At 29.9% G+C, this 15,625-nt stretch carries 12 protein-coding genes; 10 read left to right on the top strand and 2 right to left on the bottom strand.

The annotated features are described in order from the left end of the window. The first annotated feature begins 90 nt into the window (after positions 1-90). The 7 genes from ACYUE0_RS05830 to ACYUE0_RS05860 all read left to right on the top strand — a co-directional run bounded on the left by ACYUE0_RS05830 (position 91) and on the right by ACYUE0_RS05860 (position 9,422). Positions 91-969 (top strand): ATP-binding cassette domain-containing protein, encoded by an 879-nt coding sequence (locus ACYUE0_RS05830; RefSeq protein ID WP_460269836.1) that lies wholly within the window; start codon positions 91-93, stop codon positions 967-969. Then, on the top strand, positions 970-3,204 hold the full coding sequence (locus tag ACYUE0_RS05835) for a gluzincin family metallopeptidase (RefSeq protein ID WP_460269838.1): 2,235 nt from the start codon (positions 970-972) through the stop codon (positions 3,202-3,204). Between the two features lie 6 nt (positions 3,205-3,210). Then, complete coding sequence (locus ACYUE0_RS05840; RefSeq protein WP_460269839.1) at positions 3,211-3,945, top strand: hypothetical protein; 735 nt, start codon at positions 3,211-3,213, stop codon at positions 3,943-3,945. Positions 3,946-4,548: 603 nt separating this feature from the next. Beyond that, entirely contained in the window at positions 4,549-5,226 is a 678-nt protein-coding gene (locus ACYUE0_RS05845; RefSeq protein WP_460269840.1) for a response regulator transcription factor, read from the top strand. Beyond that, the gene (locus ACYUE0_RS05850; RefSeq protein ID WP_460269841.1) at positions 5,226-6,146 is read left to right on the top strand and encodes a sensor histidine kinase; all 921 of its coding nucleotides are present in this window, start codon (positions 5,226-5,228) and stop codon (positions 6,144-6,146) included. Before ACYUE0_RS05845 ends, ACYUE0_RS05850 begins: the two co-directional genes overlap by 1 nt. Before the next feature lie 100 nt (positions 6,147-6,246). Next, a complete protein-coding gene (locus ACYUE0_RS05855) occupies positions 6,247-6,927 on the top strand; it encodes an ABC transporter ATP-binding protein (RefSeq protein ID WP_460269842.1) in 681 nt (226 codons plus the stop codon). Continuing rightward, positions 6,924-9,422, top strand: coding sequence for an ABC transporter permease (locus ACYUE0_RS05860; RefSeq protein ID WP_460269843.1), 2,499 nt, complete (start codon positions 6,924-6,926; stop codon positions 9,420-9,422). Before ACYUE0_RS05855 ends, ACYUE0_RS05860 begins: the two co-directional genes overlap by 4 nt. 279 nt (positions 9,423-9,701) lie before the next feature. Here ACYUE0_RS05860 and ACYUE0_RS05865 read toward each other — a convergent pair whose 3' ends face one another. Next, a complete protein-coding gene (locus ACYUE0_RS05865) occupies positions 9,702-10,988 on the bottom strand; it encodes a radical SAM protein (protein ID WP_460269844.1) in 1,287 nt (428 codons plus the stop codon). Between the two features lie 626 nt (positions 10,989-11,614). Further along, positions 11,615-12,865, bottom strand: coding sequence for an HlyC/CorC family transporter (locus ACYUE0_RS05870; protein WP_460269845.1), 1,251 nt, complete (start codon positions 12,863-12,865; stop codon positions 11,615-11,617). A 471-nt stretch (positions 12,866-13,336) separates the two neighbouring features. Between ACYUE0_RS05870 and ACYUE0_RS05875 the strand changes: the two genes are divergently transcribed. The 3 genes from ACYUE0_RS05875 to bioD are packed head-to-tail and all read left to right on the top strand — an operon-like array spanning position 13,337 to position 15,618. Beyond that, positions 13,337-13,891 (top strand): biotin transporter BioY, encoded by a 555-nt coding sequence (locus ACYUE0_RS05875; RefSeq protein ID WP_061995398.1) that lies wholly within the window; start codon positions 13,337-13,339, stop codon positions 13,889-13,891. Positions 13,892-13,916: 25 nt separating this feature from the next. Next, positions 13,917-14,900 carry a biotin synthase BioB gene (bioB, locus tag ACYUE0_RS05880; RefSeq protein ID WP_460269847.1) on the top strand — a complete coding sequence of 328 codons (984 nt, stop codon included), beginning with the start codon at positions 13,917-13,919 and terminating at the stop codon, positions 14,898-14,900. After that, positions 14,893-15,618: a dethiobiotin synthase gene (bioD, locus tag ACYUE0_RS05885; RefSeq protein WP_460269848.1), complete on the top strand. Its 726-nt coding sequence runs from the start codon at positions 14,893-14,895 to the stop codon at positions 15,616-15,618. Before bioB ends, bioD begins: the two co-directional genes overlap by 8 nt. Positions 15,619-15,625 lie beyond the last annotated feature (7 nt).

The raw sequence follows: 15,625 nt of genomic DNA on the forward strand, positions 1-15,625 counted from the left end.
CCGATATTGACTTGATATATTGAATAATTATATAAAAGTCTAAGTTTACAGTTAATAAAAATATACTAAAAAAGGAGTGTAAAAGTATTTATGAAAATCAGTATCAAAAACGTGAGTATGACATACAAAACAGGAAAAAAGGCACTAAGTAACATGAGTTTGGAAGTGAACAGCCCAAGTTTTATAGGACTTTTGGGTCCCAATGGTGCTGGAAAAAGTACCTTTATGAAACTATTGGTATCTAAGATAATACCAACAGCTGGCGAAATAATTATTGACGGTAATTCAATCCAAAAACACGAAAAAGAACTCAAAAAGCATTTGGGTTATTTGCCGCAAAGCTTTGGTTTATATGACGAATTAACTGTTTATGAGTTTTTGGATTACATGTGTGCATTAAAAGAAATTAAAAACAACGTGAAAGATATTATCGAACAAGCTATTGAACAGACTAATTTGCAGGAAAAAAGAAATTTCAAAATTAAAACTCTTTCAGGCGGTCAGAGGCAGCGTGTTGGTATATCACAAGTATTACTTGGAAATCCTGAGCTTATCATTTTAGATGAACCTACAGTTGGGCTTGACCCAGAGGAAAGAATTAAATTCAGAAATATATTTTCACAGACTGCAAATGACAAAATAGTGTTACTTTCTACTCACATCATTGATGATATACAAGCCATTTGCAATAGAATTATAATAATTAATAACGGTACGATTTTATTTGATGGAACTTCGCCGGATTTAATAAAAACTGTACACGGACATGTTGGTTTTATTGAGGAAAAAGATAACGAGGCTTTAGAAAAAAGAATTGGGGGTAAGTACAAAGTCACATCCAAATTATTTACAGGTAATGGTGTCTCTTGTCGTGTTATCGGCACAAAAATAGAAAGTTCTATTCCCCTGATAGAGCCTACCCTTGAAGATGCATACACATATGTCATACACAATGGGGGTGTCCATTAAATGAGGAATACATTTTTTGTCTATGAAACAAAGAGGCTTTTAAAGTGCAGATTTACTCAAATAATAATCTTGTTGACGTCAGTTTTTCCTTTGATTTGTGCACTGCTCTCACCGTACATTAACGAAGACATTAGCAGTTTGATATTTGGAATAAATAGCTCTACTCTTTTATCGCAAACGATACTTTTTCCGGCAAAGGCAGGGGCAGTGCTTTCAACTTTTGCGTTTACTGCACTAACAGTTTTTGAGTTTGACAAAATACGTAGATTTAGAGTCAATTATATAATTGAACCAATAGCAAGTTCTATAAAGATAAATTTAACCAAAATTACAGGCTTAATGTGTGCAGGTCTTATTTCAACAGTCGGTTCAATGATAATTATGATCCCTCACTATATATTTAACATGGGTAGTCTAACCAATTTTAGTTATTTCTTGCTCAATTACTCCTTAATAATTTTTGGTTCGATTGTGTTGTCAACTCTTATTACCGCAGGATTTTATCTTATATTTAGGAACATTAATATAACCTGCATTATTATGTTTTTAACGGTGCTCTTTAGTTTTTTTGCAGGGATTATTAATTATCAATATATGTGGGTTCAGACAGGTGCTAATGGACTTTCTGAAAATTTTGGAAACGGGAATACCGTTTTAGGAATGTTCTGGAATAGGCTGTTTGGGTTATCGGTAGCTATGTCAATATTTTTATTTGGAATGTTGTGCGATAGATGTTATGAAAAAGGAGTATTGAAATCTCTCTTAAAAAACTGTAAAAAATATAAAATATTACTGATTTGCTTTTTGATTTCTAGTTTTGGAGCATTTTTTGTTTTTCAAAATGAACCAATTTTTAAAGCAGTTTCGCTTGGGGATTTAATGTCAGCAGTGATTAGTGGTGGTAGCGAAGACACTCCTGTAAGCACCAATGTCATAGGAACTTCAAATATATTTATAGATCTTAAGATAGAAAAAAACAAAAATTATGCTACAGGGGCTTATTTTCAAGAACTGCAAAACGGCACTGATAAGTCTCAAAACATATATTTTGAATTAGCAGACGGCTACCACATTAATGAGATCAAGTTAGACAACGTAGACATAAACTACACACAGGTTTCATCTAAAATTTTGGATAGCGCAAAACGTAAAAACGTTTTTGAAGCAAGCATTCCTAAAAACACTAAAGCTAAACTAAGTATAAGGTATTCTGGTACACCGAAAGCCTTAAATGTAAATGCAGATTTTTCCGCAGGAATTAGCAAAAATTATGTAAGTCTAAGGCGCACTATGATTGCTCCAGTTGTTTGTGCTGAGCAAAAGAATAGGATTATTGAAGGGACAATAAAAATAGACTCAAAATTTACAGTCATAACTCAAGGAGATAAAAATCGCAAAATTTCTGAACACGATGGTTTTACTGTTTGGAGTTTTTCTTGTGATAAACTAAGTGACTTATCTTTGACAGCTGGACGATATGGAATACTTGAAAGAAATGTAAGTGGTACAAATGTGGAGTTTTTCTATCCATTGGCTGCGAGCAAAGAATTTGAATCCAAGGGAAGTGACACGCTTGATATATTCTCGTTCTTTTCAGAAAAATTTGGGCAGCTAGACAGAGAGAGTCTTAAAGTAGTTGTAACATCAGGAGTACATGGCGGAGGTGGAGTTCAAGCAGGAAACATTTCTTGTATTTCCGAAGATTGTTTAACAAAAAAATCCAATATGGATTCATCGCAAGCCTCTTCTTCTGACACTTTTGCTGTGTTGACGCATGAAATTGCTCATCAATGGTGGGGCGGTGGAATAGATGTATCTAACGAAAACAGCGATAATCAAATAGATAAAAATCACGATGAATGGTCCAATGAAGCTTTTGCGGATTTTAGCACTTATTTATTCTTGAAAAACAAGTTTGGAAAAGATTATGCAGAAAATTTAATGCTGAAAAAATGGAAAGAAGGAGCAAATGAATTAAATCGAAATTTTTATCAAAGAAATCCTGAATACATGAACAAATTATCGATGATTCCAAAGTACAACGTCTCATTATTTTTAAGAGGCAATAAATGTTATGCTTTGGGGCCACTCACAGTTTACAATGTTTATAATCAAATTGGTGAAGACAATTATTTTAATTCAATGAAAGAGATATACAAAGAATATTATGATAAAAAAGATAAAAAACTATCTTTTTCTGAGTTTTTAAATATTACTGGTGTTACAAGGAGGTAGCTTTCAATGAATATAAAGATTCTTAAATACGAACTGAAAAGAATAATTTTTTCGAAAATGTTTATGATAACTTTCATAATTGCACTTTTCTTTTCAGTAATTAACCTCTATACAGAAATAATACAAGGTGTTTCTGGTACGGCACCTTTTTCTAAGTGGAGTTATTGCAAGTTTTTGTGTGACATAAATACGATTATGTTATTAATTCTAATGCTTTCTTGCACAGGGCTTTTTTCTAGAAACGAACAAAGAGTAGGAGAAATTACTTCATGTACATCTTTACCACAGAAAAAGTATTTGGCTACAAAAAGTTTAGCTCTGTTTATTTCTTACTTAATTATTGCTGTATTTTGTATTTTAATAAGTTTGGTATTTTACAAGACAACTTTTAATTTTGTTAATTTTCTAAACTTTTTATTGCCGAGCTTAATAATACTACTTCCCACTTTTGTGTTTATTTTTGGAACGAGTATGTTTTTAGGTAGCAAAAGCCAAACTTTGCTTTATGCTTGGATTCCAATTGTTTTGATTTTGTCATTGATAAGTTTTAATAGCACACCTTTTATTGATATTTTTGCCAAAGGGTATGTGACTTATATGCCTACAGTTTTACCCGTTGATAGTCTCGGTGAACCTGTTTTTAGTTTATCTTTAAATTTTATAATGAGTAGGTTGCTATTTACTCTAGTAGGAATAGTTTTATATGTAGCTTCATTTAAGAAGCTTTCTAGAAAATCTTAAAAAATTAGTATAAGTCTATTAAGGCAAAAGCTAATTCTTGTATTGAGAATACAGAATCCATCCTACAGAAGTAATGTAAATTACAAAGGAGTGCTGCCTTACAGTAATAAAAAAAACACAGTTGTGGCAGATGACGTTTTGTGGCCCAAGTGGGGCTATGCGGCGGTTTTGAAATAATAATCAAAACCGCCGTTTTCCTTTTTCAAAATTAGAAACTCAGAGTGTGTAAAAAAGTAATTTTTTCTTAAGTTATTAAAAAAGAATTTTGAAGTTTATTATATACAAGCTTAATAAAAAATTCATATCTTCTATATATTTTTCATAAAAGTGTCAGTGTTTGTGTAATTGAAATAAAATCTGAAAATTAAGTTAGAGGAATATGTAAAAGATTGTAGAATTCATATAAATGTAAATAAACTTTGAATTTAAAATCAATAAAGATATAGTTTAAGATGATAGATTTACTAAAATACTAAGAAGAGAATTTTTAGATGATAAGAAAACTAAAGTTAGTATTGAATTTTTATAAAATAAAAAATTATATTTTTACATAATAGTAATAGAAAAAATCTAATGAGAATTAGTTAAGGGAGACAACCATAAATGAAACGAATATTAATTATTGAAGATGATTTGTCCTTAGCGAAGGGGATAGCGCTCGCTTTAAAAGATAGTGAATTTACATTTGTACAAGTACAGGATTTGCATTCTGCGTGGCGAGAAACTGAAAACAATACTTTTGATCTTATCATTCTTGACATCAACTTGCCTGATGGAAATGGATTGGATTTCTTAAAAGAGTTAAGGAGGGAATCTGCTGTTCCGGTAATAATTCTTACTGCAAATGATTTGGAAATAGATGTGGTTACAGGTCTTGAGTTAGGAGCAGACGATTATATAACCAAGCCTTTTAGTTTGATGATTCTAAGGGCAAGGGTAGGTGCTAGACTTCGAAGTAATGCACCTGTTATTGTTGATTCAATATCAATTAATGAATTTCAATTCTCTTTTACAAGAATGGAGTTTTTAAAAAATAACATTTCCATTGAATTGAGCAAAACTGAACAAAAATTATTACGTATTTTACTTGAAAATAGAGGACATACTCTTACAAGGGCCCAATTGGTGGATGCCGTATGGACGGATGATGCTGTATATGTAGATGAAAATGCCCTGTCAGTTGCAGTTAAGAGATTACGTGATAAATTAGAAGACACACCTTCTTCACCTGTATATATTAAAACAGTATACGGCATTGGTTATACTTGGTCGGTAATGTGATGGACAAGCATTTTTTTATAATAGGGATCTTCTTAGTCATTTCAATGTTTCTTGTAATTTTCATCATCCTTCTATATCGTAGAAAAATGCGTCGGCTTATGAATTCCTTGACCACTATGTTAGATAGTGCTATAGATGGAGATTTCATTGAAAATACCTTTGATGAATCTGTATTGTCAGCTATAGAGGCAAAAATGTCTCATTTTTTATCATCTTGTGCTGTATCTTCAAAAAATATGAGTATGGAAAAAGAAAATATCAAGCATTTAATTTCTGACATATCCCATCAAATTAAAACACCAGTTGCAAATATACTTCTTTATTCACAGATTCTTATGGAACATGATTTGCCAGAAGAAAGTACTGTATGCGCAAAAGCACTAGCTACTCAGGCCGAAAAACTTGATTTTCTAATACTAGCCTTAATGAAAATTTCTCGTCTAGAAAGTGGGATTATTACTGTTAATCCTCAAAAGGGTACCATGAAAGCGTTGCTTTATGCTGTTATTGACTCAATACTGCCTAAAGCAGAAGAAAAAGAGATTACAATTGAAATTGAGTTAACAAATGGTACGGTTTATTATGATCCAAAATGGACTGTTGAATCAATTTATAATGTCCTGGATAACGCAGTTAAGTATTCTCCTAGAAAAAGCAACATCAAAGTTTGTACTGTATCCTATGATTTATTTTTTCGGATTGATATTATAGATAAAGGGATTGGTATAGCAACAGATGAAAAGGAAAAAATATTTACGCGATTTTACCGTTCTGCAAAGGTACGTGAGTATGAAGGTGTGGGACTAGGATTATTTCTGACACGAGAAATTATATCTAACGGAGGAGGTTATATTAAGGTATCTGGAACAAAAGGAGGCGGTTCTACCTTTTCTATTTTTCTACCAACAGAGAAAAGATAAATCTTTCAAAACTGATAGATTTCAGAAAGAATGTGGAAAGAAAATTTTGTTATTATTTTTGTATAACAAAAATTTTGATGTAGATTTTGGGGAGGACACTATGAAAACCATATTGGAAACGACAAACTTAAAAAAATATTATGGGAGTGGAGAAATGGCTGTGCGTGCGCTGGATGATGTTAGTCTTTCCGTAGAAAACGGTGAGTTTATCGCAGTAATAGGGCTATCAGGTAGTGGAAAATCTACACTTCTTCACATGCTAGGTGGTCTTGACCGTCCAACTAGTGGAAATGTAATGGTAGATGGCAAAGAAATTTTTAAAATGAAAGAGGAAGAATTGACAATTTTCCGACGCCGTAAAATTGGCTTTGTATTTCAGAGTTTTAACCTTGTGCCTATGCTAAATATTTATGAAAATATTGTACTACCTATACAGTTAGATGGTAACAAGCCTGACAAAAGTTATATAAATAAAATTATTAAGGTGCTAGGCATTGAGAACAAACTAGAAAATTTACCAAATCAACTTTCTGGTGGACAGCAGCAACGGGTTGCTATTGCAAGAGCATTGGCAACAAAACCAGCTATTGTACTTGCTGATGAACCTACTGGCAATTTAGATAGCAAGACCAGTCAGGATGTGATAGGGCTTTTAAAAGTGACAGGAAAAAAATTCAATCAGACTATTGTTATGATTACTCATAGTGAAGAACTTGCACAGCTTGCAGACCGTATTATTCGTATAGAAGATGGAAAAATATCAGGTGGTGATACCATATGATTCGAGTGAAAAACAGAAAGATAATTTGCAAATTGGCAGTTAAGAATTTTAACTCTGCCCAAACACGCAACATTATAGCTGTCTTTGCAATTGCACTAACTTCACTTTTATTTACCGGTATGTTTACTATGGGGTTTGGTATGGTAAAAAGTATACAGCGTGCTGACATGATAATGTCTGGTGGTGATGGACAAGCGCGTATAAATTATATGACTGAATCAGAGTATGACAATATAAGCAGTCATTCTTTGATAAAGGAAATTGCCTATTGTCGCAAACTTGCTGACAGCGTAGATAATCAATCACTTATGAAGCGATACACAGAGTTTTGGTATTATGATGATCTTGGTTTGAAATATGCGTTTGTTGAGCCTACAATTGGGCATAAACCTCAGACAGAAAAAGAGATTATCACCGATACGACAACACTAGAAATGCTTGGTATCCCACAAAAATTGGGAACTCATATAAAACTAGAGTTTACTATCCACAATAAAAAAGTTGCACGGGATTTCATACTTGCCGGTTGGTGGAAGAGTTATCCAGGTGTGAGGAATGGTACCATTATTGCATCTAAGGCTTATGTTAATGCTCATTTGGATGAATTGAAAAGCACCTACCGCCAAGATCGGGAAGAAACTGGAACCATCGCTGGAATTATAAAATTTAAAGATGAGCAAAACATTGAAAAAGGCCTGGAGAAGGTAGTGAAAGATAGCGGATTTTCTATGGATTTAAATGCACAAAATTATATAAATACAGGAATAAATCCACGATATTTGTCCAAGCATACAACAATGGGGATTGGAACAGCTGGTGCACTATCTTGTGCATTATTGTTAGTTGTATTCACAGGATATCTAATCATCTATAATATTTTTCAAATTTCTGTTTTACATGATATGCACTTTTATGGGTTATTGAAAACTATTGGTACCACAGGACGTCAACTTTATGGAATCATTAACCGACAGGCATTTATGCTTTCATTACTTGGCATTCCTTTAGGGCTTTGTGGCGGTTTTTTAATGGGTAAGGCATTGCTACCAACGTTACTGATACAATCTAGTTTTAAGGGGAATACAGTAATTGTATCGCCTAATCCTTTTATTTTTATGTTGGCATCTATATTTACACTAATCACCGTATTTATAAGCGTTCGAAAGCCAGCAAAAATGGCGGCAGAAGTATCCCCAATGGAAGCTGTTTCCTATACTGATTACAACTTTAACAATGGTAAGAAAAAAAAGAAGAAGACAAGGAATGGAAATCCTCAAAAAAGGATGGCATGGGCAAATCTTGGACGAAATAAGAAACGTACTGTGCTAGTTATTATAAGTCTTTCGCTTAGCATAGTGCTAACTAACACAGTTTTTAATTTTTCGCAGAGCGTAGATCCAGAGAATGCTCTCAAAAATGCCAATACTTCAGATTTTTGCATCGGTAATACCGACTTGTTTTTTCAGTACAAAGTTAATGCAGAAAGTGCCCTTAGCGAAAGTTTTATAACTGCTGTAGAACAACATGATGGATTTAAAACCGGTGGTCGCCAATACGGCTGTAGAGCTACATACACGAGCAAAACCACTAAACAAACTTGCAGCAATCAGCAGAAAGACGGTTCATTTCCTACACATATATATGGTATGGATGAATTTCCATTTTCCCGTATGAAATTAGTAGATGGTGAAATAGATATAGAGAAACTTGCAACAGGGAAGTACATCTTAGAGGGGGCTTGGGTAGATTCCCGCGGTCATATGGACATGAAAAGTATGAATCATAGTATTGGAGATAAGTTGGAATTGAATTATAATGGTAATATTCATGAAGTAACTGTACTTGGACATGTTATTGCAAACGAGGGAAATACTTATGATTGGGTGGACTCCTGCTTTTTTCTTCCAGTGGAGGGTTATAAAGAAGTTACTGGCAATACCTATACTATGAGTTATGTTTTTGATGCTACAGAAGATAAAGAAGCTGATATGGAGGAATTTCTAAAAAATTATACGAATAGTGTTGAACCAACAATGAGTTATAAGTCTAAACTCAATACCTTAGCAGGTGTTACAGATATTAAGAATACAATCATATTGATTGGAGGCACTATTGCATTCATTATTGGAATAATTGGTATTTTGAATTTTATCAATACCATTTTAACTAGTATTTTGGTTCGTCGCAAAGAACTTGCAATACTACAAAGTATCGGTATGACCAAAAGGCAGCTTGTTGAAATGCTATGTTTAGAAGGATGTTATTATGTCATATTTACTTTGGTAATTTCTATCTTATTGAGCATAGGAAGTTCACTATTTATAGTGAGACCACTATGCAATCAAATTTGGTTTTTAAACTTCAAATTTAATTTTTTATCACTGGTAATCATTTTTCCAATATTATTTGTCTTAGGTTTGTTGATTCCATATGTTGCATATCACTTTATGGGTAAAAAAAGTATTGTAGAACTTTTGAGGGTTGATGGATTATAAAATTATTAAAAAATGTATATTTAGAATAATCATGATATAGAATTAATCGTTTTGTTACATGTAAAAATGTAGTGTTTATAAAAGAATAAATTTAAATAAATAATAAGATTTTGATTTTTATAATAGTAGTATAAATCTATAAATTTTTTATTTGTTTAAAACAAGAGAGGATAATATGTTTAAATTATAGTTCAAAAATTTATTTATATTAAAAAAAGTTATCACCAAATTTATTATATATTTAAAATTGTATAATAAATTTGGTGATTAATTTGTTGTTTATGAACATTCTTCAGTTTCATTTTCCCAAAGTTTATAGTATTTTTTTAAATATATATCCATAGCTTGAGTTTGGGGTGCACAGATAGGTTTATTATTATTATCTATTCTTTTTATTGGACATCCACCGTGACACATAGGTAAATATGAACATTCCTCACATTCCTTAGGCCAGAAATCTTTCAAATATTGTTGACAGCGCTCACAATTATCACATAGATTATCAACTGTACCAATAGTTAAATCTTTTTGTCCTATTTCTTCCCAACACTTATACACTTCTCCTTCAGGTCCAATTACATAAGAATCTTTACAAAGTGCTCCACAAGCAAAACTTAAAGGAACTGGATAAAATTTTTCAACTTTATCATCAATCATATAATCTTCGTATATATCTCTATAAAACTTATAATAGGCATCTAATGTAAGGGCAGAATCACATCCAGATACTGGAGCTAGAGTGATTGAAATTTTTTTGTTACTTTTATAATTTAAATCATTATATAAGTAAGATAGTAAATCTTTAATTTCATATTTATTATTATTATCAATGTTTATCCTGATTACTATAGCAAAATATGTACAGGCAACATTTATATTTTTTAAAATAGTTTTAAAACTATTATAACCATTTAAAGCAATTCTTCTTTTATTATTAGTTTCCTCAAAACCATCTAAGGTTACTTGTCCATCTCTAACTTTCATTTCTTGTAAAAATTTAGCGTTTTCCTCTGTGAGAAGTAATCCATTTGTAATTATGGATGCATGGTAGTCTATTTTATTTTCAATACAATGTTTTGTTATAGGTTCAGTTATATATTTAATAATATCCTTATTTAATAATGGTTCTCCACCGGTCCAAGTAATTAGTAACTTTTTAAATTGGTTTGTGGATAATTTATTTAATATAAATGCTATTATTTTATCTGCAGTACTTTCAGTTAAATATTTTTTATTTTTATGCTCAAAGCAATAAGGGCAAGCCATATTGCAATCTAGTGTTGTCGCTATTGTAATTGATAAAGATTCATTTGCTAAGCGTGCATGTTGAGTTGATTCAACTAAATCTTCAATTTCATCTGAATCTATATTAACTATAAATCCTAAATCAATTAAGTTTTCTACAACTTCGTCATCATATTCATTAATTTTGTTTATATCCGTTAAAAAATTTTGAGTTTCTTTATCTAAAACAACAAATGAACATTCTTTTGAATTAAATAAAATAAGTTCATCGCTATTGTCTACTGGCACTACTATATTGAATCTAGAGGTTTTATAATCCATAAATAAGCTCCTTCCTTATAAGAACTAAAGGTATTAAAATGTTAATTGGATTTATATAAAATTAATTATAAAAAAGTGAACTTGGAATCTTATAATAATAAATTTAACCCACCGGCGTTAACCGGTGGTAATTATGTCATCATTAATATTTGTAAAAAACTACAGTCCGTATCTTGGGCATGGTGCATGTTCTGGTAATGGATAATAGCATTTTATATTAGCAGATTTATTTTTCCTTCTAATTATTTTCATAGGAGTTCCCCCTTTCTTAAATTATTTATAAGCTACTTAATTTAAACTAAGACTACTTAAATTAAAGTTAGTAAATGATGTTTAATATTTAGTAACTTTGATAATAAGTATATCTAAGTTTTTAATAAGTAGAAGAAAACAGTACTTACAATATTTAATTTATCCAAATTATACCAGCTAATAAAAGGTATTACAATTAACAAATTGTAAAAATATAGAAAAAATTTATTTTATATTATGACAAAATTCACGAATAATATAAATGTATTAAGCCTAATTAAACAAATTTCTAATAAATTTTTGTAGAATTATAAGTGAAAAATAGTCAAATAATATAAGAATTAAACTAATAAAACATCCTAAAATATTAAATTTTAGGATGTTTTAATTATTTTTATTAAGGAAACTCTAGTTCTATCAATTTCATCAATAATAAAAGTTAAGCCCTTTACTTCTATCATATCTCCTTCTTGAGGAATCCAACCAAATTCGCCGATTATGTAGCCACCTATAGTATCAAAATCTTCAGATTCAATAGATGAACCTAGAATTTCGTTAACTTCAGAAAGTTTAGTAAACCCATCAACTAAAAATTCATGTTCATTTATTATTTCTATATTTTTAGTGTGTTCATCATATTCATCATCTAAATCGCCAACGATTTCTTCTACTAAATCTTCAATTGATATAAGACCTGCTGTTCCTCCATATTCATCTAGAACAATTGAAAGAGAAACTCTTTTTTTTCTCATATCTGAAAAAAGTTCAGAAATAGGTTTATATTCATAAGTAAAGTAAGGTGTTCTTAAATGTTTTTTAATATCAAAGTTATCATTATCAATATTATGAAAAATTAAATCTTTTAGATGTAGTATACCTACAATTTCATCAACATTATTTTCATATACAGGTATACGTGAAAAATGTTCTTCTTTGAATAATTCCATTATATCTTCATATGGAGTACATAATTGAATAGCTATTATATTAGTTCTTTGTGTCATAATATCTTTTACTTGTAAATCCGTAAATTCAAAAACATTATGAATCATAGCTTTTTCTTCAATCTCTAATATGCCTTCTTCATGTCCAACATTAACTAAGGTTTTTAATTCATCTTCAGTTATAAAAGGTTTCTTAGAATTATTTTTACTTCCTAGTAATTTTAGTATAAGTTCAGTTAACTTATTAAAAATAATTATTATAGGGTTTAAAATAATTATAGTTAAAGATATTATTTTACATACTTTTAATGAAATTTTTTCAGGGTCATTTGCAGCAAAAGATTTTGGGGTAATCTCACCAAAAATTAATACAAGAATAGTCATTATTCCTGTTGCAATACCAACTCCTGCGCTACTAAAATAATCAATTGCAATTACTGTGGCTAATGAAGATGCACCAATGTTTACTATGTTATTACCTATCAGTATAGCACTTAACAATTTGTTTGGATTGTCAATTAAATTACTTACAATATCTGCATTTTTTATATTTTGATCAACTAAGTATCGAACCCGTAATTTACTTAAAGACATTAGTGCAGTTTCAGATGCTGAAAAGAAAGATGATAATGCTAAAAGAAAAAACAATATAATTATTTTTCCACTATTATTTATATTCATAGTAAATACCTCGTTTAAAAATTTATTGCTTTAAAATATTATCTGTAATATGTAAGTTTTTAATCCATAATTGGCTATGAAAATTAAAATTATATTTAATAAAATATATAAAATAAATTAACCCAAAATACAATAAATATATTTGCTTTAAAAAAAATATTTCTAATATAAAAGCTATAATAAATTATAAAAAAAAGTAGCTTTAGGTGAATTAATAGCAGCATTTATTTTATCAACTAGTGTAACTTGTTATACATATGAGATTATAGGAATATGTGGAGAATGTGATGAAGAAATGCATCTTGATAGATCACACTTATATAGATATATATAAATAGTTACTTTAAGTTAGTAAAAGACAATTTCTATTAAAATACTTTCAAAGCTTATTGTAAACTTAATTAAATATTTAAGTTGACAATAAGCTATATATTTATTATTATTAAATAAAAAATATATGGGGGTAATTATTTGAAAAACACACAAAAATTAATTTTAGTTGCTATGTTTGCGGCTTTAACAGCAGTGGGGGCCTTTATTAAAGTTCCTATACCGTATGTTCCTTTTACTCTTCAATATATGTTTTGTGCATTAGCTGGTATAGTATTAGGTTCACGATTAGGTGCTTTATCACAAATGATATACATAAGTATTGGACTTATTGGTATACCAGTGTTCACTGAAGGCGGAGGGATTAATTACATATTTAAACCTACATTTGGATATCTCATAGGATTTATAATAGCAGCCTATGTTATAGGAAAAATAAGAGAAAAGACCACAAAAATAAACTTATCAAAAGTAGTGTTCATGTTGACTTCAGGGCTGCTTTTTATATACCTATTAGGTGTTCCGTATTTGTATGTTATTTCTAATTTATATCAAGAAAAAAATATTTCTTTTTACTTTGCTTTTTTTTATGGATTTATAGTATGCATACCTGGGGATTTGATATTAACATTATTTATAGCACATATTTCAATAAAATTATTGCCTATGTTAAAAATAGGTGGATATATAGATTAATCAAACATTAAAAGGGGATTAAAGTATGAAAAAATTTATTAAAAACTTAGAAGCAAAGGTTTTAGCAATGCAATTTATAAGTATTGAAGAGGCTATGAAGTTAACATATATTAAAAAAAATTGTGATATAGATCAATTGTGCAACAGTGCTGATAACATCCGAGAATTTTTTTGTGGTAGTAAAGTAGATTTGTGTACTATTATGAATGCAAAGTCTGGATATTGCTCTGAAGATTGTAAGTTTTGTGCTCAATCAATTCACTATATGACAAATGCAGAAGTATATGGATTAGTTTCGCAAAAAGAAGTTTTAAAGTTGGCAAATGAAAATGAGAAAGAAGGAGTAAATAAGTTTTCTTTGGTAACTAGTGGTAGAGGAATTAATGATAATGACTTTGAAAAAATTTTAGAGATATATAAAGAATTAAATAAAAAAGTGAAAATAAATTTATGCGCTTCATTAGGAATAATAAAGTATGATAAATTGTGTAGGTTAAAAGAAGTAGGGGTAACTATGTATCATCACAATTTGGAAACTAGTAGAAATTACTATGAAAATGTATGTACAACGCATAGTTATGATGAAAGAATAAGCACTATAAATGCAGCTAAAGAAGCTGGAATGGATATTTGTGCAGGTGGGATTATTGGGCTTGGAGAAAATTTATATGATAGAGTTAACCTTGCATTTCAATTAAGAGATTTAAACGTTAAATCTATTCCTATAAATATACTTAATCCAGTGAAAGGCACACCCTTAGAAAATACAGTCAACTTAACTCAAAATGAGATATTAAAGACAGTAGCAATATTTAGATTTATAAATCCTACAGCGTTTATAAGGCTTGCAGGAGGAAGAAACCTTATAAATAAAAATGGTAAAAAATGTTTTAATTCAGGTGCAAATGCAACAATTACAGGAAATTATTTAACAACATCAGGTAATAAAATATGTGATGATAAAAAAATGATAACTGAATTGAATTTAGAGGTAAGAGAGAATGACTAAAGGAATATTTGTAGTTGGTACAGATACTGATGTAGGAAAAACTATTGTTACGGCAGGAATTATATATATTTTAAGAAAGAATGGTTATAATGCTATTTATTTTAAAGCAGCATTAAGTGGAGCATTAAAAATAGATGGAGAGCTTATTCCAGGAGATACAAAGCTTGTAAGTGAAGTAAGCAATTTAGAAGAACCTTATGAAAATATTACACCTTACATTTATAAATCAGCTGTATCACCGCATTTAGCGGCAAAAATAGAAAATAATCTTATAGATTTAAATAAGATAAGAAAAAAGTATAATTATTTAAAAGAAAAATATGATTACATAATTGCAGAAGGAAGTGGTGGCATAATCTGTCCACTAATAGATGGTGGAAGAGGAGTATATATTCTTAAAGATCTTATCAATGATTTAGGTATGAGTACTATTATTATAGCAAATGCAGGACTTGGAACAATAAATCATACAGTTTTAACTGTTAAATATCTACAGTCATTAAATATTAAAATTAATGGGATTATAATAAACAATTATGAGAATAATGCGATTTGTAATGACAATATTAAAATGATAAAAAAGCTTACGGGAGTCTCTATTATAGGTAAACTAAGTAAAATAGAAAATTTACAAGTTAATGTTGTTGATAGAATAAGGAATAATGCAGATAAAGACTTGAAACTAGAAAATATAATCAAATGTATGGACTTTTTATAATAGATAA

It is taken from the genome of Clostridium sp. CTA-19 (assembly GCF_054767855.1).